The following is a 24,378-nucleotide window of genomic DNA, read 5'->3' on the forward strand; positions in this document are numbered from 1 at the left end:
TTACTTCTCCTTAAGCCTTAAAATCATCTGGTACATTGCTTCTGCTGAGTTAAAGTTTTCTGCTGCCATCTCCGAAGCCTCAATCTCGATCCCAAACGCGTCCTCCAGCTCTGATACAAGGGTAATGACTCCGAAAGAGTCCAACAGGCGGTCATCGATCACTGCTTTTTCTTTTTCCCAGTTAATGCTGTCGTCAATCTCATTTAAAATTTTCATTAAAGTATCCATCTTCTCTCTCCTCTTCATCATCATAAATTTTCTGTATTCCAGTGATAGGTGTGGATTCTATCCCGTACCGGCTTCCATCCCATCTCTTTACTGTAAAGCAGAACCTCCGGAAGCTCATGGCTTAAAAACAGCGCCATTCCTTCTGTCATGGCATAAGCCCCCGCCCGCTCAAAGATCAGGACATTTCCTGCTTTCAGATTGCGGATAACCGCTTTCTGCATGAGTACGTCGTTTACCGTACACAAGCTTCCGCATACGGTCCACTGACATTCTGCCCCCGCCTGGCTCTTTGGCCAAACTCGGAATACAGGCTCATACATTCCCCGGATCTGACCGTCATAATTTAATTGGTGTATCCCGCCGTCCACAATGCAGTATCTCCTGCCATTGCTTTGTTTGATATCTTTAACGCTTGTCAGGTAATATCCACAGTCAGCGGCAAGGGCGCGCCCCATCTCCAGCATCACAGAGCCCTTCCATTCCATCCCTTCTACCGCCCTCACAAGCTCGTTTAGATCCGAGTCCCTGTGATCCTCCTGTCCTCTGAAATAAGGAACCGAAAGCCCCGGTCCATATTCCAGTTGTTCCAGTTGAAATCCGGTCCTTTCTTCCATCTCCCTTAAAAATTGATCCAAGCAGCCAAGTTCTTCTTTGATCTTTCCGGCATGTTTCTTCTGTGTGCCGGAAAAATAATGGATTCCCCGTATGTTCAGATACGGGCACATCTTTCTTATTTTAATGATATTATGGATAGCTTCCCCATCCATACCAAACTGGTTCCCGCTGGTCAGCCTTAGATAAACATGCACAGGCTTTTCTTTCCGCCCGCACCAGTCTGTAAAACAGTGGTACTGTTCAAGGGATTCTATGGTGTAAGTACATGCCCCGCCATAGGTATCCAAAATCTCACAAATATCCTCCTTCTGTTTTAATACGCCTGAAATCAGCAGCTTTTCCGGTGCAATTCCCTGCTTTTTACAGATCCTAAACTCTCCCATAGAGCACACTTCAATCCGGTCTGCCTGTGTTTCCATCTGCCCGACAAGAAAAGGATTTGCCTTCATGGCAAAGCATAAACCGGCTTTTCCTCCCAATGCTTTCCGGAATTTCCCTACGGTTTCCTTCATTTTATCAATATCAAACAAATAGGACGGCGTACCATATTTCATGATGCAATATTCCAGATGATCCATAATCATCACATGACCTCCTCTAACTTGCTTCGGAAATAATCCCGATCCGTTTTCCCGTTCTTCGTAAGCGGCATTTGGCTGATTGGTATGATCTTATGGGGAACCATGTAAACCGGCACTCTTTTCTTCATCTCGGTGCGCACCAGGCCCGTTGCAGCTTCACCAAGGTAAAAGGCAACTAACTGATTTTTTCTGTAATCCATCAGACAGCAGCTCTTCTCCAGCCCTTGTATCTGGTTCATTGAATGTTCAATTTCTTCCAGCTCAATGCGGTGCCCCATATGCTTGACCTGAAAATCCTTCCGCCCGCAAAAATAAAGTTCCCCATCCCTGCCGTAATATCCCAGGTCTCCGGTCCGATAACAGCGCACTTTTGGCTCATCCGGAAACGGATAGACAAATCTTTCTTCCGTTTCCCTGGGATTGTTATAATAGCCTTCTGACAGGGATTCTCCCGCCACACAGATTTCCCCTGGTTCTTCCGGAATCGTCACTTCTTTCCCCCCTTCATCTAACAGAAATACCCTTCTTCCTGGAAACGGTCTTCCTATGGGAAGCCGCTCTCCATCTTCATAGATACGTTTTACGGGATAATAGGTGCAGTTGCAGGTAATCTCCGTAGGCCCGTACAGATTGATGAATTCTGCCTGGGGAAGCGCCTCCTGCCAGAGCCTCAGCTGCTTTGCCGGCATGATCTCGCCGCTGAACATCACACGTTTAACATCACCCGGCACGCGGTAGCGCAGCCCTTTGAGAGCTGATACCAGCGTCAGAGCCGATACTGCCCAGATCAGCGTCGTTACCTTCTTTTCACAGAGATAATCAAGGAGTACTGGCGGAGTGCAGAACATCTTCTTCGGGATCAATACCAATGAAGCCCCTGTCATTACGCTTGTATAGATATCTTTCACCGATACGTCAAAATCAAAAGGAGCCTGATTTCCAATCCTGTCTTCTTCCGTAATTCCAAATGTCTCTGTAAAATGTGAGATAAAATCGACTACCGCCTTGTGGCTTACAACGATTCCTTTGGGTGTTCCTGTGGAGCCGGAGGTAAAGATACCGTATAACAGATCAGATCCCCTGCTCTTTTCCCTGATTTCCTTAAGTCTTCCTGCATCGACGGCTGCCTGCATCATATCTCCCAACAGACAGCTCCTTTTGCAGTACCCAGCTTCTTCCAGACGTTCTTCATTTTTATTATCTGTAATGATAAGTTCCGGCTCTAAGATTCGGAGAATCTCATTTAACCTTACCGCCGGCTGGGACGGGTCTATCATCACATAAAAGCAGCCTGCATATACTGTCCCGAACATAGCGGCCAGTGTGACCGCACTTTTTTCTGCCAGAATTGCAACCGGTTTTCCCATTTCGGTAAAATTCAAAATGGATGAACCCAACCTCCTTGACAGTTTTAAAAGTTCGCTCCAATTAAAACAAACATTTCCGTCATCCACTGCCAGTCTATGGGGATACTTCTTCTCTGCCCTTTCTAAATAATCCAGTATATGTTCCATATCATTTATTCCTTTCTTTTTTCTTTTGTTATCTCTAATTATCCCTGTAAAACCTAAACAGTTCCTTAATTAATTCTTAACAAATCTAAACCGAAACAGGAATTCTTCTGAAAGGAGCGCGCTTCCCATTGCCAATTCCTTTCTAACTCTTTATAATTTGAAACAGATGGGCTGTACGTACCCGTACAGTCCATCTGTTTTTATTGCTTTTAATTTGTCTCCTTATCTCTCGTACTATTGTTCCTGCTTGTCCCGATGTTATTCTTATCTGACTTCTTGCTGGTTGTTGCTCCTTTCTCGCCATCTTCCTTGGTGTCTTGCTGACCTGTCGCTGCATTGCCCTGATTCTGACCTTCATCTGTCTTATTCTGATCCGGCGCCGTTACATCGTTCTTATCCTCCTGGTCGTAGTCCGTCTTTGTGTCGTCAGCTTTCTTATCCTCCTGCCTTTTTGTCGTATTCTTCTTACCTGTTGACTTACTGGATTCCGTCTTTGTCTTCGGCTGCGTGGACGTTGATTTCTTATCTTTGCCTCCGCATGCAACCATACCAAGCGCCATTACTCCGATCATACAGAGAACAAGTCCTCTTTTTACCATACCTTTTACTGTCGTTTTTGTTTCCTTCATTTTGCTGACTCCTTTCACAACTTGTTTTTTATCTATGTTTTCAGGTTTTAAGGAACCTGTATCCTTACGTCGTTACATCTCCTTCCTGTATATTTCAAAGCTGTTTCCTTTGATGGTTCTTATTATCCCATCCAAATCTAAACAGTTCCTTAATGGATTCTTAACAAATCTAAACACAACAAGGTTAATCCCTGTTTTTCATTGGTATGGGCTTAACCCAAATTTCCATACAAGCCATATCCTCTGAATCGTAGTAATACTTTTCTACAGAGAAAGCCTCCGTAGTTAAACTGTGATGCGGCAGCCAAATACTGAAAAGATACTTGCTGGCCTGATTCAAAGCTGTTGTCACCAGATACTCAAAATCTTCTGCTTCAATCCTGCAAACGATGTATTCTCCTATTGATAGCTCTTTCTTTACAAAATCTTCTGGTAACGACCTCGGTAAATTTGGCGCAAGTCCACCCGCAAAATAAAGGAAAAAATCCCGCATGGTATCTTCCATATAAGACATTCCTATTTCTACACCGGTACTGAGATTATCTGCAACTAAAACCTTCTCCATGTGATAGCGTTTCCAAAGCTGTCCCGGCACATCTACACTTGTGCTTTCGCCAACCGGGATTTGTCTGGAAATGCATACTTGTGTTTCCAGACCGAGATAAATCTCCGGCTTCTTCAAAATCTTTCTTTGGATCTCCAAAACGATATTTCCTACCACCAATGGAATCCCTTCGTCTACCAGGACATAATTCATGGAAACCTCCGGTCTGTCAAATGTGTTAAGCATTGGCAAATCTTTCCTGTACTCTTCCGGTGTTATCCCATACGTTTCCTTAAAAACCCGTGTAAAATTTGCATGACTCGAAAAGCCGTAATCCAAGGCAACGTCCAGTATCCTCCGTTCAGTATTGCTCAAGCTTTCAACTGCCTTTGCCAGACGCCGGAGCTTTACATATTCTTGAACCGGCTTATTTACCAGCCTCTTAAATAAACGCTGAAAATAGAACGGGGATAAACCCGCAGTATTTGCCAGTTCTTCCGTCGAAATTTCTTCTGTCAGATTTTCCTCAATAAAAGCTAAAGATTGTTCGATTGCTTCCCATGCGTGCATCGCGGCACCTCCTATCTTTAATGCCCACATCATATCACGTTTTATTTTATTAAGCTTCTCACACAATGCGCTTTTTAATCACGAAATCTTACTCTTGGTAATGACCTGGCAACCTAAACTATCTGTAACTGTTCCATTGCTTATGGTAAAAACTAGAATTATTTTAGAATCTTTAAGAAATGGTTTAAGAATCTGTTAAGAATTAGTTGTTAGTCTATCCTGAAGGAGGTGAGACAATGAGTATTTTAATGATGCCAAACAATATGCAAAAAGAAAGAATGCGAAAGGAGGATATAAAACAGACGGATATAAAGGAAGATTCCGGAAAAATCAGTGATTCTGCAAATCCAGATAGTACATCAAAAATCATCAGGTTCCATCCTGTCGGCAGTTCTTCAGACACTAGTAAAGCTGCCCAGCCAAATAGGATTGATACACGGCCGGCATTTGACCGGTATATTCCGGAAAAATCTGTTGAGCAGAAATCTTATGGTCATTATAAACTGGTTTCGGATGAACGTGGTAACCAGAAAATCCAATTCTCGGAACCTGCTGAGAATCCAACTGGAAACTCTGAAGGAATACCTGCCGCGGAAGCCTCTGGCAGGGAAAACGCTGACAGCATCTCAAAAGATGGATTAAAAATCCAAAAATTAAAGAAGAAAAGGCTGGAGTTAAAGCAACAGATACTATCCGAATCGGATCCTCAAAAGGCTGAACAATTAAAAAACAAACTGGCGCTGATAGAAAGGAAAATAAAAAGCCAAAATAGTCAGCAATAAAGTTACATAATCCCCGTTGAATGGGTATACACACCTCCTTTGGGTTTGTCAAGTAAAGTGTGTAAGTTTTATAAAATTTCCTTACCGGCAGTTTTCAAAGCTGCCGGTTTTACATGCAGAATCAACACTGCTCATATTTGAGAATGCGTGTCTGCATCTTATCATCCATGGCAAGCTGATTACGTACTAATGCCCAATTGGCTACGGGACGGTCATTCCACTTTTTATACAATTCCACAATCCGCAGATAGAAGGCCTTTCGTACAGCGTCCTCATTGGGGAACGCTCCCTTTTCGTGACTTTCCTCAAACTCGAATTGACAGACTCTATGGCGTTTGTCGTGTACATCACCTTCCTGACCGCGCTCCCATAATTATAAAGCTGGGCTACATGCTGCCAGTTGCGTATCCATACGTCTATTGCTCCGGGATATTTTGACCATGCCTGTTTAAGACGCTCAAATTCAGCTTCCGCTGCTTTCAGACTAGGCGCTCCGTATACTTTCTTTAACTGGGCGCTATATGCCTTATAATCTTTTGATGGTATGTACTTGATAGCATTTCGGATCAGGTGTACGATGCATCTCTGCACGACTACATCCTGGAAGATACTCCTTGCCCCTTCTTCCAGACCGGATACTCCATCCATGCTGATAAACAGCACATCTTCCACACCTCTTGCACGGATCTCGTCAAAGATCTGCATCCAATAGTGTTTTCCTTCTGATTCGCCAATCCACAGCCCCAGCACGTCCTTTCTGCCGTCTGCGTCATAACCCAGCACCACATATACCGCACAATTTTTTGTCTCCATCTCTTTTCGTATGGTAACGTAAATACAATCGACAAACAGGAACGTGTAGAACTTTTTCAGTGGACGGTTCTGCCATTCTTCCGCGGTTCTGATCACCCTATCCGTAATTGTTGAAATGGTTTCATGGGAGATATCAAAACCGTATATATCTTCTACCGTATCTGCGATATCACGCTGGCTCATGCCTCGTGCATACATGGATAATACCTTATCTTCAATCCCGCTGACGTTTTTGGTACGTTTTGGGATTGCTTTCGGTTCAAAGCTGCCATCCCGGTCCCTTGGAACAGCAACATCCAGCTTTCCATAAACAGAATTGACAGATTTATGGGAATAACCATTACGCCTGTTTGTCGTCTCCTTTTCCCCGCGCTCATTACGCCCATACCCCAGATGGGAATCCATCTCTCCCTGGAGCATAGCCTCAAACATCGGCCCAAAGACGTCTTTGATAGCATCCTGCATTTCTTCCCTTGTCTGTGGCTGGTATTCTTCCATAATAGCCTTTGCGATTGCAGCCCCTCTAGTATTCTGACTATTTTTACGTGCCATAAGTGCTGTACCCATCCTTTTCTTCATCCTTTCTGTGAGTGTAGCACACTTTATATAGAAAAATAAAGTATGCAGTTAGATTTGTTGTATTTCTAACTTACACACTTTATTTTACACTCCCCCTCCTTTTCAACGGGGGGTTATTTATGTATTAAAAACTTTTACTTGCCCTTTCTGGCGGATAAATCCATCATAGACTTTTTACTTATTCTTTTGATATCTTTTAATATCTGCCGTGTGCCGGGTTTACTTTTATGTGATTTTCTCTCTTTTTCTTCTTCAGATTCTGTTTCAACCATTTCTTCCGAATCTCCGTCTGAATAAGTCGTCTCTATATATCCCAGAGATAGCTTTTCCTGATTTAATGCATGATCCACATTGGCAGAAAAATTCATCATAACCAACATAGCAACCACTAATAATTTATGATTTCTACTGATTAGATCACCTCCTTATCTACTTTAAACAGATATTTCCTGCACCATTTTCTCATCAATTTCACTGTTGCCGTCAGAAAACGGAAGACCGAATCTGTAGCGATTGAAAATACAACAAATAACATTGCGCACTTTTCTGACATTCCTGTGATTGCAAATAAATCCGGGAAAAAAATACTACATCCCAAAAGTCCGAGGATACATCCAATCCATACCGCGACTCGGACTTTATTAAAGGGCTGGCATATCCGGTATAAAATCATAAATCCGACAATAGCAAGCAGCATGGTTGCCGCTGTGGACGTATCCACAGGGTCTACGCCAAATACATGCGCAAACAATACCATCGCCCCAACAGCAAAAACATCTGTCAAACCTCCAGGCAGCGCCTTTATTAGGACGTTTGAAATAAAATGTCCCTGAATCCGCTCCTCATTTGGCTGGAGCGCAAGAAAAAACGCCGGAATTCCTATTGTAAACATACTGATCAGAGCAATTTGCGCAGGCTTCAGCGGATAAGTAAAAGAAAAAACTACCGCCAGTATTGCCAGCAAAAAAGAAAAGATATTCTTCACTAAGAACAGACTTGCTGACCGTTGGATATTATTGACTACTCTGCGGCCTTCCATTACAACAGACGGCATACATGCAAAATCTGATTCCAGAAGCACCACCTGGGAAGCCTGTACCGCCGCCTCGCTTCCCGATGCCATCGCAACACTGCAGTCTGCATCTTTTAAGGCAAGAATGTCATTTACTCCGTCTCCTGTCATGGCAACCGTCCTGCCTTGCTTTTTTAAAGCATGTACAAACTCTCTCTTCTGGGCAGGCGTGACCCTTCCAAATACTGTATATTTGCCAACTGCCCACTCAATATCTTCTTTTGTTCTAAGTGTGGCTGCATCTACATATAATTCTGCATTTCTTATTCCCGCTTCTTTTGCGATTTCTGATACTGTCAATGGATTATCTCCCGAAATCACTTTTACCTCCACCCCCTGTTCAGTAAAATATGAAAAAGTTTCCGATGCCTTTTTTCTTATTGGGTTGGTTAAAAGAATATACGCAAGCGGACGCACCTTTCCATTTAGTTTCCCATCTTCCGGCCTATCTTCGGATTCCCCAAATACTAAGACTCGATAACCTTTTTTCGCATATTTTGAGATCTCCCCTTCGTATTTTTCATATTCTTCCCGTAAAACGACTTCCGGCGCACCCAGTACATAAATTTCTTCCCCGAACACAGCGCAGCTATACTTTAATGCAGATGTAAAAGGAAAGATAGTATCCGCTAGTTTCCCGTTTTTTTCCGTAAAATATGCTTTCATCGCTTCCATTGTACTATTGTCACTGCTCATGGAAGCTACAAAATCTCCCACTACTTTCAAAATTTTCCCTTCGTCCTCTATCGAACTTTCCTTGTCGAAAGATGAAAGCACTTCTGCCGACATTATTTCCTTTACACTCATCTTGTTATCTGTAATCGTTCCTGTCTTATCCACACATAACACATCTACCCTTGCAAGTGTCTCAATACTCTTCATATCATGGAGCAGCACATTCTTCTTCGCAAGCCTCATAGCGCTTACAGCAAGCGCTACACTGGCAAGAAGGTATAATCCCTCCGGTATCATTCCGATAATAGCTGCCACCATAGAGGTAATACTGTCTCTCAACGTCTCGTGATTCATAAAAAAACCCTGAATAAAGAGCAGAAGTCCAATAGGCACCAATACAATTCCTACAAACTTTACCAGTTTATTCAGTGAGCGGATCATTTCCGAGTTCTCTCTCTTTTGCATTGTTTTGGCTTCAAGTGTAAGTCTTGAAATATAGGACGCTTCCCCCACTGCTGTCAGTCTTGCCCTGCATTCTCCTGAAACAACAAAGCTGCCTGACATTAATTGCTTGCCTTTTTCTTTCGTAATCTCATCGGATTCCCCTGTAAGCAGGGATTCATTCACCTGAATCTCCCCGCTCACTACAACTGCATCCGCACAAATCTGATTTCCGGCCTGAAACACCACAATATCATCTAGTACCAGTTCCTTTGATTCAACCCTGCTGATTTTTCCTTCCCGCACTACGAATGCATGAGGTGCATTCAGCATTGTCAGTTCCTCCAAAACTTTTTTCGCGCGGATTTCCTGAACAATCCCAATTAATATGTTTGCAATGATAACCGGCAGAAATGTAAGATTCCGAAAAGATCCGACCATACATAAAAGTGCTGTAAGTACTGCAAAAATAAGATTGAAATAAGTAAATATATTATCATGTACAATCTCTTTTTTCGTTCGAATAGGCGTTGACACTTCCACATTTCCCCATCCAGCACACTTATATTCCTGCACCTGTTTTTTCGTAAGCCCATAATCAGGATTTACCTCGTAACGCATAACTGGTGCATTTCCTATACTGCCTTCGTTTTGTGAGACTGCCGTTTCTCTGTTCATCCATCTCATATTTCCACCTCATTATCTTCGATTTCATTTTTCCATATTCAAGGTTTTTTTATTATAACAGAATATCCCTCTCCTATTCTTAACAGAAACTAATCAATTCTTAACAATTCTTAATGCCTATGAAATCTTGTGTAGATTTTTCTTCTTGTACCCTCTCGCTAATGGTCATACTCCCCCTCCATAGTACATTTACAATCATCCTAATATTCGCTATGTGATTATTCTAATGCTTGGGAGCCATCTATTTAAAGCTTCAGAGCCACCTGGATCCAGTGTATTTTAAAGCTTGGGAGCCACCACTATATATTGTGGTCATCCAAATATATTGCTTAAGATAAGATCCCTCTTTTAAGAAAACAAAAGTAAGACAGATTCTTGAACTTCTTCACAAGGATCTAAGTGCCAGAGAGATCTCTAAAACTTTGAATGTCTCTCGTAATTCTGTTGCATTTGTGAAAGAATCTTATGATAAATGTGACAAAGACTGGGATGAAATATGTCTGATGAACGATGACGAGATCTATCAGCTTTTTTATCCCCATACCTTCAGGCCAAGAAACAGATTTGCTCCAGTGGACTATTCGTATGTCCACAGTGAATTGAAAAAGGTCGGGGTTACAGAAATGCTGCTATGGGAGGAATACTGTGAAAAGTGTAATGCGCAGGGGCTTTCCCATTGCTGTTATGCTACATTCGCAAATGGCTATAAACGCTTTATAGCTGATAAAAATTATACCAGTCATATCGAACACAAACCGGGAGTAACTCTGGAGGTTGACTGGTCAGGTCCCACTATGAGCTACATGGATCCTGACAAACAGGAACAGCAAACGGCATATCTATTTGTTGCAACTTTCCCCTACAGCCAGTATACCTATGTAGAGGCTGCCGCTTCAATGAATCAGTCAGACTGGCTGTCATGTAATGTCCACATGCTAGAGTTCTTTGGCGGGACACCTGTAAGGATTGTCTGTGACAACCTAAAAACAGGCGTGATCAAACACCCGAAACATGGAGATGTCGTGCTGAATGATTCCTATTTATCTTTTGCAGAACACTACCAGGTTGCAATTATGCAGGCACAGGTAAAGAAACCCAAACAGAAAGCAAGTGTCGAAGGCGCGGTGGGAAAAATTGCAAGAAAGATCATCGGTATGCTCAGAAATGAAACTTTTCATTCTATAGAAGGGCTTAATTCGGCAATCAGAAAAGTGCTTGACAGGCTAAATGACAAACCCTTCCAAAAGAGAAACGGCAGTAGAAAAACAATTTATGAGCTGGAAGAAAGACCATATCTCAGACCCCTGCCAATGCTTCCCTTTGAGATCTGTGAGTGGTCATATAATCACAAAGTAGGCCCGAATTCCCATATATGGTTTCACAAGGGACAATACTCTGTTCCAAGCAGTTACATAAATAAATACGTTGATGTGCAGTATAACAGTTCTCTTGTTTGTATCTACGCCTCACATCAATTAGTAGCTGAGCATAAACGTATTCCCACAGGCATTCGGAATGCGAAAAGAACAGAGATGTCCCATCTTCCATATCCTATATACACTCCGGATACAATGGAATCAACCAACACAACACGCTTATGCCTTATGTGAAAAGAGCTGCAAAAAACAGAAAAAATGATCTTACAAAAAAGAATGTAAAAGATCATAAGCAGGGAATCGTAAGAGGTGCGGATTATTATAGAGAGGATGGTAGAAATTTATGAATACAGAGATCAAGAAACAATTATCAGTATTAGAACTCAGTGATTTAGTGGCTGTGATGGAGGCTCAAGAAAAAGAAGTATCTTTTGTTGACCTGACTTACAATGAGAGACTGGAACATCTGCTCTCAGCTCTAATAACAGAACGGCAGAACAGACTGATCACCAGGCTGACAAAGAATGCGGATTTAAAGTATCCCAATGCAAGCCTTGAAACTTTAGACTGTGATGCACGGGATATCAGTAGAGAGAAGATCGCAAATCTTGCAACCATGGGATTCGTAGGTGCTGCAACAAACCTGATCATTACAGGCCCGACGGGTGCCGGGAAAACCTATCTTGCATGTGTCCTGGGTGTAGAAGCATGTAAACAGACTCTCCGGACGTGTTATATCAGAATGCCGGATATGCTGGGACATTTTCAGACCCACAAAGATAACCTCAGAGAGCAGGTACGATACCGGAAGAAACTGGGAAACTATAAAGTGCTGTTCATAGATGAATGGCTGAACTATAAGATCAATGAGAAAGAGTCAAAATTCATATATGAGTTGGTAGAACAGCGTTGTGGAAATAATCCGACGATCTTTGTCGGGCAATACGAGGTCTGTGACTGGCATGAACGGTTAGGCGGCGGAACCCAGGCCGATTCTATTATGGACCGGATCATACATAACTCTTATTCCATACCGACTACCGAAAATAACCTCAGAAAGCTGTACGATTCTCAAAAAGCCAGAAAACTTATGGAGTCCTTAAACTCATAAAATCGCAGATTTATTTTTATAAGTGGCAGATGATAAATCAACCGTTAGCAGGAAACACTGATGACTCTTTAGATGCCACAACATTTATTCCTTTTATCAGGAAGTTTTTAATGAAAATAAAGTTAGACGAACCGACCATTCCTAATGGTATCTGACAAAAAATACGAAATCTACAAGTATTGCTTGATCTGGCAGACAATTTAAGGGATGAAATCCTGGCATGGTATACAGCCGAACTAAAATCTTATGATTTCAGAGCTGATGCACAGCAAGAATTATTTGATCTTGGAACAGGAACCACTGTTGAAGGGATCTCAGAACTTGCCATCATGGAGGCACTTTCCGAGCTTCAGATTTTCAATGAAGTAAGAAAGAAAAATATGAGATGAAATTTATTTGCCCTTAATTTGAAGCTGTTATTTTAAGCTTTGTTCAAGTTTTATGCAAAAGATTGTCTCGGTGATTCGATTAGCAGACAAAGAGAGGGCAGAGCCGGTCATCAAAGGTTCTGTCTTCTTTCGTTCGAAAAGAGAATATGCTGGAAAAATAAGATTTCGAGGAATTTCGTATCAACATAGCTGGCCAAAGGTCTGCTTTGTTATTTCTTAAATTTTATTCAGGAACATTCCTAAATTACTCTGGACAATTCATGATATTTTCAGTACAACTATATCTTGTATCTTATAGATGGCTCCCAAGCTTTAGAATAATCATACAGACCAAAATGGAACTTTTGTTCTGTACTTTTTTATACCTTATCGGACGGTAGCCCGCCCCGTCAGGGGCATGTATTACGGGATGCCCTGATGGGTATATCTTTTTATGCTATTCAGTTATGCTTTATCTTAGTTTCATGCAAGAAATTCTCTGATTTATTCTATATAATTATCTTTTGAAAAATCTGTACCGCTTTCACTTTCTTCTTTTGGGATTACTTCATCAATAAACGGCTGGAAATCGTCTAAGCAGTCCCCTATGATTTCCTTAATGCTGCCAAATGGCATAGAGGTATCCTTTAGGGTTTCGGCGGTATCTCCGTAAACATCTATGGTGATAATTTCTTTCGCATGTCCCATGAGCTGTGATACTGCTTTGGGATTAAAATTGTTCTTTAATAAGATAGTGCAGAAGGTGCTTCGCAGATCATGCCATCTTATATCGGGCAGTCCATTGTCCTCCAACATCTTCTTATAATGCCTCCAGTGAAAGTCCTTGCTTCTCGGACGCCCATAGGAGGAACAGCAGATATAATCCAAGCTTGCTACGGTATGCGACACTCTTTATGCTGCATACGATCTGTTGCTTTCCGCCGGTCTGTCTGAATGTCGTTTTTCTGTCCCTGCCCATCTCAGGCAGCATTGTTTCCCTTACTCTCCAAAAAATTCTTGTTCGCACTGGCAATTAGTTCATCGGAAGGCGGTTTGCTCACATATTCTTCCAACGCATATGCACTGTCTTCCCAAAAATTCGTAAAATCAAAGCCCTCAAACATATTTTCGGTTCCTTCCATTCTGATTCAACTTCGATATTCTAGTATGTCAAATTCTGATATTACACTTTCTGTCACTTCCCGATAACCTGAAAGTATGCGTTCTGCTTAATCACTTATTTGGACTATATTTTGTCCCTGTAACCAAACATAAAAACGGTATTCTAATACTTATTTCGCAACAAACAAAGGTCGTAAAATATGACAAAAGTACTGTGCTTATAAATATAATAAAAGTGCGATTTCCACATATTTCATACAATAGATACTGGAACAAAACAACCCATATAAAATGATAAATATAAAACAGAAAAGACCTTTTTCTCATGTAATTTGATACTTTTCCATTAAAACTCAAATATCTTTTTGCTAAACCTATTAAAGCAATTACCATAATCCATTCTGATACATGAGTGAAACCAGATAAGGAGAAAACTAAAAATTGTGTTTAAGACAACAGACACCATAATGTGGAGTGAATATCTTATTTGGAGGAAATAGAAAATGGCAAAATCATTATTTGAGGAACTGGGCGGCAGATACGAAAGGCAAGGCGATTATTTAATACCGTGTTTGTCTGTACCCGCCGAAGAAGAACAGCCCATAGGCATATGGGGACAGCGGCATATGAACTATCTGAAGCAGTACCATAAGGTTACATACACTAATCTTTTTACAAACGGCAGGCTCAACGCCTATCTTGTTGATGTAGACAGGCAGGCACAGGAACGCTTTGAAAGGCTCATAGAGGGCATGAAGCAAACACAAGACATAACAGAACAGCTAAAGGCTGAAAATGCCTTAGAATGGACAGGAAAAATGAATAACATAAGAGCTTGTGCGAGGAAGATTGTATATGATGAAATCATTTACGCATAGACAGCAAGGCGACAGGGAAAAGCTCTGTCGCTTTTCTTTTCGGGAAGCATCTGATTTAATAGTGATTTTTTTCTGAATATATTGACATGGCAGTAATGAGTTACTATGCTATTCGGCAGGAACTTGTTACTACTAAGTACAAAGGAAAAATAGATGAAAATGGATGAACTCTTTGAAGAATACAACTGTGATACCGAACACAGAGTACAAGCGATATTTTCAAGTATCTTTATACTACAAAATCGTATGCAGACAGCGGGTGAAAAACTTCAAACGGAAATATCCCTAAAGCAATGGTTATTACTTGCAATGACAGCTTGCTGTCCAGAGCCACGAACATTAACAAATATCGGAAACCTTATGGGCTGTTCCAGACAGAATATAAAAAAATTAGCTTTAACTCTTGAAAAGAAAGGATTTGTCCGTTTGCTATTAGAGGGAAATAATTCTGTCCGTATTGAGCTAACCGATAAAGCAGGTCAATATGCCGAAGAAATAGGAGAACGCCATTCACAGTTTTTGAAGTTGCTATTTACAGATTTCAACGAGGACAAAATAGATTTGCTTTTCCATCTTTATGTAAAATTATTTGTCGGCATAGGAGAAATTAGGCTAATGAACATTGGGAATGGGTAAACGTTTTTCATTATCACCCATAATTTGATTGCCGCAAACCGATTTAAGGATTATTTAATAACTTCTATGCTACAATCGAATCACAAAGCGAAAGGAGCAATAAAAAAATGTATTTACGAATACTAAAAAAAGACCTAAAGCGCAAAAGGGCAATGAACGTGATATTGCTGGTGTTTATTATACTCGCGTCGATGTTCATGTCCTCAGGCGTGAGCAACATCATCACCGTGACGACTGCGCTGGACAGCTATTTTGAAATGGCGGACGTACCCGATTACTGGGCGATGAGCGAAAACAAATCCTCAGACAAGGACATTTGTGGGACACTTGAAAACGCCTCCGCGATAGACGAGTTCCGTATTGAGGAGTACGTCCGTGTGTCCCAGTCCAATATTACGCGGGCCGGCGAACCGCTTAACGATTCCAACGCCAATCAGATATTTGTATTACAGAGCGACAGCGATATGGGGATGAATTATTTCCTGGACGACGAAAATATTCTTAAAAGCGTACCGAAAGGGGAAATTTACGCTACCCGTTTCATAGAGAAAAGCATGGGACTTAAGGTAGGCGACAAAATTACTGTCGAAATAGAGGGCGTAAGCCACGAATTTACCTTTGCGGGCAGTTTCAAGGACGCTGTCTGCGGCACGGAATTGATGGGCATTAAAAGGTTTATCATGAACGGCGAGGAATTTGACGAATATATGTCCGACGAAACGATGAAAAATATGTACGGCGGGAAATTCTTATACATACACACCGCCAATCTTGACAAGACCCTGTCCCAGATAGCGGATATATCCGACAGCTTTACCTTTGCGAGTGGCACGGATACACTGGGTCAAGCCTATATTTTTAACATGATAATCTTGGGTCTTATCCTTGCGGTGAGCCTTATTCTTATCATCATATCCTTTGCGGTACTGCGGTTCACCATAGCCTTTACCCTCTCCGAAGAATTCCGCGAGATAGGCGTTATGAAAGCAATAGGCATACGGAACATAAAAATTCGGGGGCTGTACCTTACAAAATACTTCGCCATTTCCGTTGTCGGCGCAGCACTCGGCTTGATACTCAGCTACCCATTCGGGAAAATGCTTATTAGTTATTCCTCGGAGTCTATTATAATAGACAGCAGCAATAACGGATTTGTAAACATTGCCTGCGCGGTTCTGACAGCGGCTGTGATTCTCCTGTTCTGTCTCAGTTGTACGGGCAGGGTGAGCAAAATGTCCCCTATCGACGCTGTAAGGAACGGGCAGACAGGGGAACGCTTCCGCAAAAAAGGCGTTATGAGCCTTGGAAAATCGCGGCTTGGCACGACGGCTTTCCTTGCCGCAAACGATATTGTAAGCAGTCCCAAACGCTACGCTGTCATTGCTTTTACGTTTTTTCTGTGTATGTCGCTGCTGATAATGCTTTCCAATGTCACGGCGTCTCTTATAAGCGGAAAGCTGCTGAAATATTTCGGGAATGCAGACTGCCACGCCGTTGCGGACATCGGCGACGAAGCTGTGAAATTTATGACCGTGGACGGACATGAAAAGGTTAAAAAATATCTTGATGATATGGAGCAGACCCTTGCGGAAAACGGTATGCCCGCGGAATGTATGACGGAATATTATATTTATACGATGATAAGATACGGCGAATATGAAAGCAAGACAGCTATACTTCAGGGTACGGGAACAACAATGGATATGTACGAATATTTAGAGGGTACTCCTCCCCAAAACAGCGACGAAATTGCGATGACAACCCTTTTGGCAAAAAAGCTGGGTGCGGAAATAGGCGATACCGTTACCTTGTCCTACCCGACGGGCGAAACGGCGGAGTTCATCATAACCGCTCTGTATCAGGCAATGGTCAACCAGGGCATATCCGTAAGGGTTCATACCGACTGCGATATCAACTATATCGCAGCAATCGGCTCCCCCGGTACGCAGATAAGATTTACCGACGACCCCGACGATAAGGAAGTATTAAGCAGAATTGAAAAAATCGAGGAGCTTTATCCTAAGTTTTCAAGCGTTAAAACAGCGGGCGAAACCGTAAAGGACACCACCGGAGTCGGCGATGCCATAGACGCGGTTAAAAAAATGTCCGCCGTCCTTACGGTAATTTTAGCCGCACTTATAACCGTGCTTATGGCGCGTTCCTTTATCGCAAAGGAGCAGGCGGAAATTGCCCTTTTGAAAGCCATCGGCATTAGGAACGCCAAAATATATGGACAGTACACATTAAGATTTTTCATTGCGGTGGCGGCGGCTGTACTTCTTGCGGAGTTTTTGGGTATGCCCCTTACAAAGCTTTGCTTTGACCCTATTTTCGGGACGATGGGGCTTGAAATGGGCGTAGAATATATGCAAAACCCTGTGGAGATATACGCAGTATTCCCCGTTATCGTCCTTACCGCCACAGCCGTAAGCGCGTTTTTGACCTCTTTGTACACAAGAAAAATCAAATCCTCCGATACAGCAAGCATTGAATAATGAAAGGAAGAATCAATTATGAATATTCTCGAAGTAAAAGACCTCTGCAAAACGTATATCGTAAACAAGCGGCAGAACAACGTATTGAAAAATGTAAATTTCACGATTGGCGAGGGAGAAATGGTCGCCGTTATGGGTCCGTCAGGTTCTGGAAAATCCACGCTGCTGTACGCAGTTTCGGGCATGGATAACTTTACCGCAGGAGAAGTGAGTTTCTGTGGGAAAAATATCGCAGGGATAGGAGAAAAAGAACTTGCAGCCCTGCGCCTTGACGAAATGGGTTTTATCTTTCAGCAAATGTATATGCTGAAAAACCTCACCATATTGGATAATATCATACTTCCTGCAACGCAATCCAAAAAGCAGCGTGAACCCCGCAGGGAAACGGCGCGGCGCGGCCAAGATTTCATGCGCAAGCTCGGCATTATCGACATTGCCGACAACGACATCAATGAGGTTTCGGGCGGTCAGCTCCAGCGGGCGTGCATTTGCCGCAGTATGATAAACAACCCGAAAATGATTTTTGCCGACGAGCCGACAGGGGCATTGAACCGCACTTCCTCCGACGAGGTAATGGAAGAGCTTGTAAAATTAAATTCTGAGGGAACAACAATCATGCTCGTTACCCACGATGTTAAGGTCGCGGCAAAATGTACAAGGGTCATGTACATTGTTGACGGGAACATAAAGGGAGAGTACGACTTAAGCGACTGTTCCACACAGATAAGAGAACGGGAGCGCGCATTGAATAACTGGCTTCTGGAATTAGGGTGGTAATATGGATATTCTCATTGTTGAGGACAACAAGGAGCTTGCCGACCTGCTGTGTGATTTTCTCCGTGCGGAAAATTATACAGTATCGGCGGTTCAAACAGCCGAAGAAGCCTTGCTGCTGTACAAAAGATACGGCGCAAGGCTTGTCGTGCTTGACATCATGCTGCCCGATAAGGACGGATTTTATGTTCTGGAAAAAATCCGCAGGTCGAGCAACACGCCCGTATTGATTGTAAGTGCGAAAACGGAAAAGGATGACAAGCTGAACGGACTGAATCTCGGCGCAGACGATTATATAGAAAAGCCATATGATATTGATATTATGCTCGCAAAAATAAGCGGGATTTTTAAGCGACGATACGCTCTTGACGAAATTACTGACGACAATATACGCATAAATAAGGCGAGCCGTGCCGTTTACAAAAATGAAAAAAAACTTGAAATGACCACGAAGGAATTTGAGCTGCTTCTGCTTTTAATGGAGAATAAGGGCAGGGCTTTAAGCAAGGAATACATTTTTGAACAGGTCTGGGGCAGCGACAGCTTTTCAGAACAGCAGACACTGACGGTACACATAAAATGGCTGCGGCAGAAAATAGAGGACGCCCCCAAAAACCCTAAAAAAATAGTTACCGTATGGGGGGTGGGTTATAAATATGAAAGCGTTTAACAAAATTTTCTCCGTAGTTGCGATTGCCGTAATCCTGTTGTTTGTTGTAGTGAATATAATTCTTGCCGCCGACAGAACCAATGGGAGCAGGCAATATCGAGTGGAGATAAGCCGTCTTGTCCATGAAATAGAAACGAATGGTTCTGCCGACATTTCCGAATGTGTGTACGTTACAAATATTGAACGATACGGAGAAAAATTTTACATCACGGACAGCGACTATGTTATCCGTGAAATAAACGGAGAACTTTATCGCTTTGATTACAATACTAACGGCTACTCCGACAAAACGCAGCTTACAGGAATTGTAAATGCTGTTCTCGGCGTTATGGCGATTTTAATCATAACGGTTTTGCTTTATATAAAATTCGCAATTCTTATGCCCTTTGAACGTCTGAGCGGTATCCCTTACGAGCTTTCAAAGGGTAATCTCGCCGCGCCGATAAAGGAAACGAAAAGCCGTTTTTTCGGAAAATTTCTTTGGGGGATCAATATTCTCCGTGAAAATATAGAACAGCAAAAGCAGCGCGAACTGGAAATGCAGAAAGAAAAGAAAACACTGCTGCTATCGCTCTCGCACGATATTAAAACGCCGCTTTCCGCTATAAAATTGTACTCGGCAGCACTGTCGAAAAATTTGTATTCGGACGCGGAAAAGCAGCACAAAATCGCTGAAAACATCAACGAAAAAGCGGAGGAGATCGAGGGCTATGTTTCACAGATTATAACGGCTTCAAGAGAAGATTTCTTCAGCTTTGAAGTGAATATGGGCGAGTTTTATCTTTCGGAACTTGTTGAAAAAATCGTGGGATATTACAAGGAAAAACTGGCACTTATCAAAACAGATTTTATTATCGGAAAATATAAAAACTGTCTGCTATCGGGGGATTTGAGCAGGAGCGTTGAAGTGATGCAAAACATTATGGAAAATGCCCTCAAATACGGCGATGGCAGACGTGTGGAATTGATTTTCCCCGAAGACGACGAATGCGTCCAAATTGCAATCATGAACGGCGGTTGTACGCTTGAGAAGGACGATTTGACGCATATTTTCAAGAGCTTTTGGCGCGGAGCAAATGCAGGAAACATTGGCGGCAACGGGCTGGGACTTTACATTTGCAGACAGCTCATGCGCAAGATGAATGGCGAGATTTTTGCGAAAATCGATAATGACATCATCACCGTCACCACAGTTTTCGCAAGAGCGTGAATGATTGAAAATTGAAAAAGCCATGCAAAGGATAGGTAAATATATGCGAATCAATCACACAAGAGAAATAGCTTATTATTCGAAAATAATAGAGAGGTATTTGAAAAATGAAATTAGAATGGATACGCTGCCCCATCTGCGGTAGTAAAACTCGTGACAGAATTAGATCGGATACGATTATGAAAAACTATCCGCTCTACTGTCCGAAATGTAAGCAGGAAACGTTGATTAATGTAAAAGAGTTACAAGTAACTGTCATCAAAGAGCCAGACGCTTAAGACGCAGAGCCGATGAACTTGTGAGTTTATATCATAGTTCGTTGGCTCTATTTTATTTCATAAGGTTTTAAGCCAAACGCCCACCAAATAAAAAAACGGCGTATGGTGGGCGGTATTGCTATGCCCGAAAAGACTTAACAGACACTCCCCAGACCTGTTTTTAAGTTTGGGGAGATTTTTTATGTTCTTTTTTCGGGCGGTTACTTATTTGTCCATACAACGCAATGTTCATCCATACATAGCATATCGGGGACTGGCAGGAAGCCAGTTAAAAAAATCCCTGCATATGTAAGGCTGCTTCTCGCCATGAAAACAGAAATAGAATATCCCAATGGTAGAAGCTGCATTTCCTACAACCGTAAAGGTCACAGTACCTTTGCGGTTTTTATTTTGTCAATTTTTATCGGAATACGCCGCAGGGCTTTTTCTGATGTTGGCTGCCGTTCGCCGCCTTTTCCATCTGCATTAGTTAAACAGCAATCTTCTTGACCTAATGGTCAAGAAGCATCGCAGGCAGAAGCCTGCTCAATTCAGATTGGAGGAAAAAGGAGAATGGCATACAACAACGGACGTGAAGACAGGAAATGGCGTATCTGGAAAGAAGCCGAAGAAAAAATATTGCGGGAACATGGAGTTGATGAAACCACCATTGAGCAAATCCGCATAGACGACAGGGCAGACTTCAATTCCAACAGGCGGTTTTACCACTGGTCAAGCAACTTCGGGGAATACCTTGAGGGAATGGCAGACAGGGAGAAGCAGGCGGAGGTAATGACCGTTGCCGATTTACTGGACGAAATTGAAAACGAAACCCTATATCGGGCATTGCTTACGGTGGATAGGCGTACCCTGCAAATCGTCCTGCTGAAAATGCAGGGCTATTCCACAAAGGAGATTGCCCCGCTTGTTGGACTGACAGCGGGGGCTATTTATGCAAGGTTAAACCATCTGCGGAAAAAGCTGCGGAAAATTTTATAAGCGTCTAATATTTCCCGCTTTTCTATGGACTATTGGGTGAGGGATAAAATTCCCCCGCCCAATTTTAAAAACGGATGTATAAAAAGTTTGTCCACAGGGAATACTAAAAGTTTTGCCAAATTTCTTGACATGGGTGCAGCCGCTATGATATTCTAAAATACCCACAAGGGAATTGGAAGATTGAAAATGAAATAAGCGCATAGATTGCAGAATGGATTGTCAGCCAGCGGACAAAGCTGACCGCCGCCGAAAATAAACTTCTGTTTTCGGCTGATGAGTGGAATCATGGTTTTGAATTTCAAAGCCGTTACATAGCATTGCGAATCCAAGCAGGAGAAAACACTCCTGTCATTCGTGATGCCGTGTAGCGGCTTTTTCATTTATCCAAAAGTCAAGAGAAATCGAATCCAGAACGGAGGTGCAGGGACATAGGGTTTTCTTTTCGGAGGGTAAGGCAGGCGTTAAAGATGCCGCTGCACAGGAAAATGCTCTGCGGCGTTGTCCACAGAGATAGCGAGCATCGGATTGTGTCACCCACAATCCCAATCCACGCCGCTTGTGGGCGTGGACTTACTCAGGGAACATCCCTGAATACCCTGTTAAAAATGAAATTCAAGACTGGAGGATAAGAAAAATGAGCAGAGAAAAATCAGAAAAGGACGCGCGGAATGTCCCGATTACCGTCCGATTGAACGAAGAAGAACATAAAAAATTAAAGCAGTGCGCCGCTGCCTGCGGTCTGTCCGTAGCCGAATTTATGCGCCAGTTATGCAAAGGAAACGCCCCACAGCCACAGCCTAAAACCGAGTTTTGGGAGCTGTTAAACAAACTCTATGAGGTGCATGACGCTTTCAAAAAGTGTGTTCCTTATTACCCTGCCGCCGCTGATACCTGTATGGAGATTGAGGATTTTATCTTAGAACTGCAACAGAAAACAACTCTCCCACAACGATTTAGCGTAGAAGAATTGACAGAACAGGGGGCAGTTTAATTTGGCAGTAACGAGCCTATGGCATGTCAAAGGGAGCATAAAAGACGTGATTGACTATATAGAAAATCCAGAAAAAACCGTGCCGAATCGAGATATGCAGGATTTTTTTGACGTGTTCTCCTATGTGAAGAATCTGTTAAAAACAAATGAGGGCGAGTATGTTTCCGCAATCAACTGTCTGAAAGAAACAGCATTACAGCAGATGATTTTGACAAAAAAACAGTACCAAAAGACAGGCGGATATATCGCTTGGCACGGCTACCAGAGCTTCAAGCCAAACGAGGTAACGCCCGAACAGTGCCATGAAATCGGGTTGAAGCTAGCAAGGGAGATGTGGGGCGACAAGTACCAGATAATCGTTGCCACCCACCTTGACAAAGGACATCTGCATAATCACTTCTGCTTTAACTCCGTTTCTTATCTGGATGGGAGCAAATATAATTACTCAAAATCGGAGCAGAAACGGTTGAGGGAAGTGTCCGACCGATTGTGTTTTGAGTACGGATTGTCAGTCATAGAGCATCCGAAGAAAGCCCCGTCAAGACCGCTTTATCTAGATGAAAAAAGCGGCAAACCCACACGCTACAACGTCTATCGGGAGGATTTGAGGGAGGCAATCAACGGGAGCAGGGATTTACAGCACATGATAAAATACCTTGCCGACAAGGGATATGAGGTTGATTTTTCGGGCAGCCATTGGAAAATGAAGCTGCCGCAATACAACCATTTCACAAGGTTAGACACGCTTGACGAGCGGCTGACTCCCAATTTCATACAGTCATGTTTAAAGGGAGCATACAAATTTGGGAACTACAAAGCAAGGATTTCCTACTCCCCGCATATGCCAGAGCAGTATAAAAACGCATGGAAACCACACCAAAAAACCACGGGGATTTTAGCATTGTACTATTACTGGTGCTATCAGTTAGGGATATTCCCCAAAGGCACGGACTACAAGCCGACAAGCCCGATGATGAAAGAGGAGCTTCGGAAACTGGACGAGATTACCGCACAGGTGCGGTATATGTCAAAGCATAACATCTCCACCCTCTCCGACTTACACGCCGACAGGGAGCAAAACCAGAGTGAAATGAATAAACTTATCGACTACCGCCAGCACTTGCGGAATAAGGTACGCCGTGCCACACCAGCCGAAAAAGAAACACTCCGAGCCGAAAAACAGGGCGTGACGGAGCGGATAACGGAGCTTAGGAAGCGGCTGAAATATGCAGACGGGATTGAGAAACGCTCCGCCCACATTGATGACTGCTTAGACCAAATCCATGACACGATGGAAAATCAGCGTCCAAACCGACAGAAACAGCTAATTAAAACAGACCGCAGGAGGGAGGAATCATTGCGATGAGCAGACTGTCCGAGGAAGAAATACAGGCGATTATGGAGGAATACAAGGACATCCCTATGGTAAATCCAGATAAAATATATCCCCCTCTGCCGCCTGTCCAGAACGTCACGCCCCTTGTCCGCATCCCAGAGCCGATGAGCATTACCGAGAAAATCGGCGGCACGGAATACACCGTCAACGCCCATTTCCGAAAAGACGGGCGGGATTTGCTTGCAACGCTTACAGATATTTTTCGGCGCAGCGCACGGGGATATGGATTTTATGATGATGGGAATTGGGGTGATGATGACGGGGAATAACAGGCAGCAGAAGAATTATCACTTTAAAGCGTTGAAGTTTAAGGGCAGATGTGGTACACTGTACCTACACTTCACAATACCGTGTCTGCTGTCGGA

General features: G+C 42.8%; 24 protein-coding genes and 2 pseudogenes. 16 read left to right on the forward strand and 10 right to left on the reverse strand.

Annotated features, from left to right (window positions below; genetic code table 11):
* The 5 genes from GN277_RS17160 to GN277_RS17180 form a co-directional block, all read right to left on the reverse strand.
* Positions 1 to 252: a phosphopantetheine-binding protein gene (locus GN277_RS17160; RefSeq protein ID WP_244324764.1), complete on the reverse strand. Its 252-nt coding sequence runs from the start codon at positions 250 to 252 to the stop codon at positions 1 to 3.
* Positions 249 to 1,427: an alanine racemase gene (locus GN277_RS17165; protein WP_159752090.1), complete on the reverse strand. Its 1,179-nt coding sequence runs from the start codon at positions 1,425 to 1,427 to the stop codon at positions 249 to 251. The genes GN277_RS17160 and GN277_RS17165 overlap by 4 nt, the downstream gene beginning before the upstream one ends.
* Positions 1,427 to 2,938 carry an amino acid adenylation domain-containing protein gene (locus tag GN277_RS17170; RefSeq protein ID WP_159752092.1) on the reverse strand — a complete coding sequence of 504 codons (1,512 nt, stop codon included), beginning with the start codon at positions 2,936 to 2,938 and terminating at the stop codon, positions 1,427 to 1,429. Before GN277_RS17170 ends, GN277_RS17165 begins: the two co-directional genes overlap by 1 nt.
* 209 nt (positions 2,939 to 3,147) lie before the next feature.
* Positions 3,148 to 3,567 carry a hypothetical protein gene (locus GN277_RS17175; protein WP_159752094.1) on the reverse strand — a complete coding sequence of 140 codons (420 nt, stop codon included), beginning with the start codon at positions 3,565 to 3,567 and terminating at the stop codon, positions 3,148 to 3,150.
* A gap of 184 nt (positions 3,568 to 3,751) precedes the next feature.
* A complete protein-coding gene (locus tag GN277_RS17180) occupies positions 3,752 to 4,681 on the reverse strand; it encodes an AraC family transcriptional regulator (protein ID WP_159752096.1) in 930 nt (309 codons plus the stop codon).
* A gap of 236 nt (positions 4,682 to 4,917) precedes the next feature.
* On the opposite strand from GN277_RS17180, the gene GN277_RS17185 reads away from it, so the two are divergent.
* Positions 4,918 to 5,463, forward strand: coding sequence for a hypothetical protein (locus tag GN277_RS17185; protein ID WP_159752098.1), 546 nt, complete (start codon positions 4,918 to 4,920; stop codon positions 5,461 to 5,463).
* Positions 5,464 to 5,584: 121 nt separating this feature from the next.
* Here GN277_RS17185 and GN277_RS17190 read toward each other — a convergent pair.
* The 3 genes and pseudogenes from GN277_RS17190 to GN277_RS17200 form a co-directional block, all read right to left on the reverse strand.
* A pseudogene (locus GN277_RS17190) lies at positions 5,585 to 6,828 on the reverse strand (IS256 family transposase).
* A gap of 161 nt (positions 6,829 to 6,989) precedes the next feature.
* Positions 6,990 to 7,226, reverse strand: coding sequence for a hypothetical protein (locus GN277_RS17195; RefSeq protein WP_159752100.1), 237 nt, complete (start codon positions 7,224 to 7,226; stop codon positions 6,990 to 6,992).
* Positions 7,227 to 7,267: 41 nt separating this feature from the next.
* Positions 7,268 to 9,721, reverse strand: a complete 2,454-nt coding sequence (locus GN277_RS17200; protein WP_159752102.1) for a cation-translocating P-type ATPase — start codon at positions 9,719 to 9,721, stop codon at positions 7,268 to 7,270.
* 380 nt (positions 9,722 to 10,101) lie between these two features.
* On the opposite strand from GN277_RS17200, the gene istA reads away from it, so the two are divergent.
* The 3 genes from istA to GN277_RS17215 all read left to right on the forward strand — a co-directional run bounded on the left by istA (position 10,102) and on the right by GN277_RS17215 (position 12,606).
* Entirely contained in the window at positions 10,102 to 11,340 is a 1,239-nt protein-coding gene (istA, locus tag GN277_RS17205) for an IS21 family transposase (RefSeq protein ID WP_159756896.1), read from the forward strand.
* Positions 11,341 to 11,449: 109 nt separating this feature from the next.
* Positions 11,450 to 12,217: an ATP-binding protein gene (locus GN277_RS17210; protein ID WP_159752104.1), complete on the forward strand. Its 768-nt coding sequence runs from the start codon at positions 11,450 to 11,452 to the stop codon at positions 12,215 to 12,217.
* 179 nt (positions 12,218 to 12,396) lie between these two features.
* Positions 12,397 to 12,606 (forward strand): restriction endonuclease subunit S domain-containing protein, encoded by a 210-nt coding sequence (locus GN277_RS17215; RefSeq protein ID WP_244324766.1) that lies wholly within the window; start codon positions 12,397 to 12,399, stop codon positions 12,604 to 12,606.
* Between the two features lie 483 nt (positions 12,607 to 13,089).
* Here GN277_RS17215 and GN277_RS17220 read toward each other — a convergent pair.
* Positions 13,090 to 13,467: pseudogene (locus tag GN277_RS17220) on the reverse strand (tyrosine-type recombinase/integrase); the annotation flags it as partial.
* Between the two features lie 98 nt (positions 13,468 to 13,565).
* On the reverse strand, positions 13,566 to 13,727 hold the full coding sequence (locus GN277_RS17225; protein ID WP_159752106.1) for a hypothetical protein: 162 nt from the start codon (positions 13,725 to 13,727) through the stop codon (positions 13,566 to 13,568).
* 483 nt (positions 13,728 to 14,210) lie between these two features.
* On the opposite strand from GN277_RS17225, the gene GN277_RS17230 reads away from it, so the two are divergent.
* The 12 genes from GN277_RS17230 to GN277_RS17285 all read left to right on the forward strand — a co-directional run bounded on the left by GN277_RS17230 (position 14,211) and on the right by GN277_RS17285 (position 24,282).
* On the forward strand, positions 14,211 to 14,585 hold the full coding sequence (locus GN277_RS17230; protein WP_135976647.1) for a TnpV protein: 375 nt from the start codon (positions 14,211 to 14,213) through the stop codon (positions 14,583 to 14,585).
* Positions 14,586 to 14,738: 153 nt separating this feature from the next.
* The gene (locus GN277_RS17235) at positions 14,739 to 15,221 is read left to right on the forward strand and encodes a MarR family winged helix-turn-helix transcriptional regulator (RefSeq protein WP_159752108.1); all 483 of its coding nucleotides are present in this window, start codon (positions 14,739 to 14,741) and stop codon (positions 15,219 to 15,221) included.
* Positions 15,222 to 15,373: 152 nt separating this feature from the next.
* On the forward strand, positions 15,374 to 17,716 hold the full coding sequence (locus tag GN277_RS17240) for an ABC transporter permease (RefSeq protein ID WP_244324768.1): 2,343 nt from the start codon (positions 15,374 to 15,376) through the stop codon (positions 17,714 to 17,716).
* Between the two features lie 18 nt (positions 17,717 to 17,734).
* Positions 17,735 to 18,493: an ABC transporter ATP-binding protein gene (locus tag GN277_RS17245; protein WP_159752112.1), complete on the forward strand. Its 759-nt coding sequence runs from the start codon at positions 17,735 to 17,737 to the stop codon at positions 18,491 to 18,493.
* A 1-nt stretch (position 18,494) separates the two neighbouring features.
* A complete protein-coding gene (locus GN277_RS17250; protein WP_159752114.1) occupies positions 18,495 to 19,160 on the forward strand; it encodes a response regulator transcription factor in 666 nt (221 codons plus the stop codon).
* A complete protein-coding gene (locus GN277_RS17255; RefSeq protein WP_159752116.1) occupies positions 19,147 to 20,370 on the forward strand; it encodes a sensor histidine kinase in 1,224 nt (407 codons plus the stop codon). The genes GN277_RS17250 and GN277_RS17255 overlap by 14 nt, the downstream gene beginning before the upstream one ends.
* Before the next feature lie 107 nt (positions 20,371 to 20,477).
* Positions 20,478 to 20,648 (forward strand): cysteine-rich KTR domain-containing protein, encoded by a 171-nt coding sequence (locus tag GN277_RS17260; protein ID WP_135976216.1) that lies wholly within the window; start codon positions 20,478 to 20,480, stop codon positions 20,646 to 20,648.
* Positions 20,649 to 21,200: 552 nt separating this feature from the next.
* Entirely contained in the window at positions 21,201 to 21,626 is a 426-nt protein-coding gene (locus tag GN277_RS17265; protein ID WP_135976218.1) for an RNA polymerase sigma factor, read from the forward strand.
* 467 nt (positions 21,627 to 22,093) lie between these two features.
* Positions 22,094 to 22,255 carry a hypothetical protein gene (locus tag GN277_RS17270; RefSeq protein WP_159752118.1) on the forward strand — a complete coding sequence of 54 codons (162 nt, stop codon included), beginning with the start codon at positions 22,094 to 22,096 and terminating at the stop codon, positions 22,253 to 22,255.
* Between the two features lie 5 nt (positions 22,256 to 22,260).
* Complete coding sequence (locus tag GN277_RS17275) at positions 22,261 to 22,617, forward strand: plasmid mobilization protein (protein ID WP_135976219.1); 357 nt, start codon at positions 22,261 to 22,263, stop codon at positions 22,615 to 22,617.
* Between the two features lies 1 nt (position 22,618).
* A complete protein-coding gene (locus GN277_RS17280; RefSeq protein ID WP_159752120.1) occupies positions 22,619 to 23,983 on the forward strand; it encodes a relaxase/mobilization nuclease domain-containing protein in 1,365 nt (454 codons plus the stop codon).
* A complete protein-coding gene (locus tag GN277_RS17285) occupies positions 23,980 to 24,282 on the forward strand; it encodes a hypothetical protein (RefSeq protein ID WP_159752122.1) in 303 nt (100 codons plus the stop codon). The genes GN277_RS17280 and GN277_RS17285 overlap by 4 nt, the downstream gene beginning before the upstream one ends.
* Positions 24,283 to 24,378: the final 96 nt, after the last annotated feature.

It is taken from the genome of Sporofaciens musculi, from assembly GCF_009830285.1.
Classification (GTDB): domain Bacteria; phylum Bacillota; class Clostridia; order Lachnospirales; family Lachnospiraceae; genus Sporofaciens; species Sporofaciens musculi.

Bases quoted from the DNA above. Each gene is read 5' to 3' on its own strand.
- GN277_RS17260 (WP_135976216.1), top strand. From the start codon at position 20,478: ATGAAATTAGAATGGATACGCTGCCCCATCTGCGGTAGTAAAACTCGT.
- GN277_RS17165 (WP_159752090.1), bottom strand. From the start codon at position 1,427: ATGATTATGGATCATCTGGAATATTGCATCATGAAATATGGTACGCCG.
- GN277_RS17250 (WP_159752114.1), top strand. From the start codon at position 18,495: ATGGATATTCTCATTGTTGAGGACAACAAGGAGCTTGCCGACCTGCTG.
- GN277_RS17240 (WP_244324768.1), top strand. From the start codon at position 15,374: ATGAACGTGATATTGCTGGTGTTTATTATACTCGCGTCGATGTTCATG.
- GN277_RS17185 (WP_159752098.1), top strand. From the start codon at position 4,918: ATGAGTATTTTAATGATGCCAAACAATATGCAAAAAGAAAGAATGCGA.
- GN277_RS17270 (WP_159752118.1), top strand. From the start codon at position 22,094: ATGCCGCTGCACAGGAAAATGCTCTGCGGCGTTGTCCACAGAGATAGC.
- GN277_RS17265 (WP_135976218.1), top strand. From the start codon at position 21,201: ATGGCATACAACAACGGACGTGAAGACAGGAAATGGCGTATCTGGAAA.
- GN277_RS17195 (WP_159752100.1), bottom strand. From the start codon at position 7,226: ATGATGAATTTTTCTGCCAATGTGGATCATGCATTAAATCAGGAAAAG.
- GN277_RS17225 (WP_159752106.1), bottom strand. From the start codon at position 13,727: ATGGAAGGAACCGAAAATATGTTTGAGGGCTTTGATTTTACGAATTTT.
- GN277_RS17255 (WP_159752116.1), top strand. From the start codon at position 19,147: ATGAAAGCGTTTAACAAAATTTTCTCCGTAGTTGCGATTGCCGTAATC.
- GN277_RS17170 (WP_159752092.1), bottom strand. From the start codon at position 2,938: ATGGAACATATACTGGATTATTTAGAAAGGGCAGAGAAGAAGTATCCC.
- GN277_RS17175 (WP_159752094.1), bottom strand. From the start codon at position 3,567: ATGAAGGAAACAAAAACGACAGTAAAAGGTATGGTAAAAAGAGGACTT.
- GN277_RS17210 (WP_159752104.1), top strand. From the start codon at position 11,450: ATGAATACAGAGATCAAGAAACAATTATCAGTATTAGAACTCAGTGAT.
- GN277_RS17245 (WP_159752112.1), top strand. From the start codon at position 17,735: ATGAATATTCTCGAAGTAAAAGACCTCTGCAAAACGTATATCGTAAAC.
- GN277_RS17160 (WP_244324764.1), bottom strand. From the start codon at position 252: ATGATGATGAAGAGGAGAGAGAAGATGGATACTTTAATGAAAATTTTA.
- GN277_RS17230 (WP_135976647.1), top strand. From the start codon at position 14,211: ATGGCAAAATCATTATTTGAGGAACTGGGCGGCAGATACGAAAGGCAA.
- GN277_RS17235 (WP_159752108.1), top strand. From the start codon at position 14,739: ATGAAAATGGATGAACTCTTTGAAGAATACAACTGTGATACCGAACAC.
- GN277_RS17275 (WP_135976219.1), top strand. From the start codon at position 22,261: ATGAGCAGAGAAAAATCAGAAAAGGACGCGCGGAATGTCCCGATTACC.
- GN277_RS17200 (WP_159752102.1), bottom strand. From the start codon at position 9,721: ATGAACAGAGAAACGGCAGTCTCACAAAACGAAGGCAGTATAGGAAAT.
- GN277_RS17285 (WP_159752122.1), top strand. From the start codon at position 23,980: ATGAGCAGACTGTCCGAGGAAGAAATACAGGCGATTATGGAGGAATAC.
- GN277_RS17180 (WP_159752096.1), bottom strand. From the start codon at position 4,681: ATGCACGCATGGGAAGCAATCGAACAATCTTTAGCTTTTATTGAGGAA.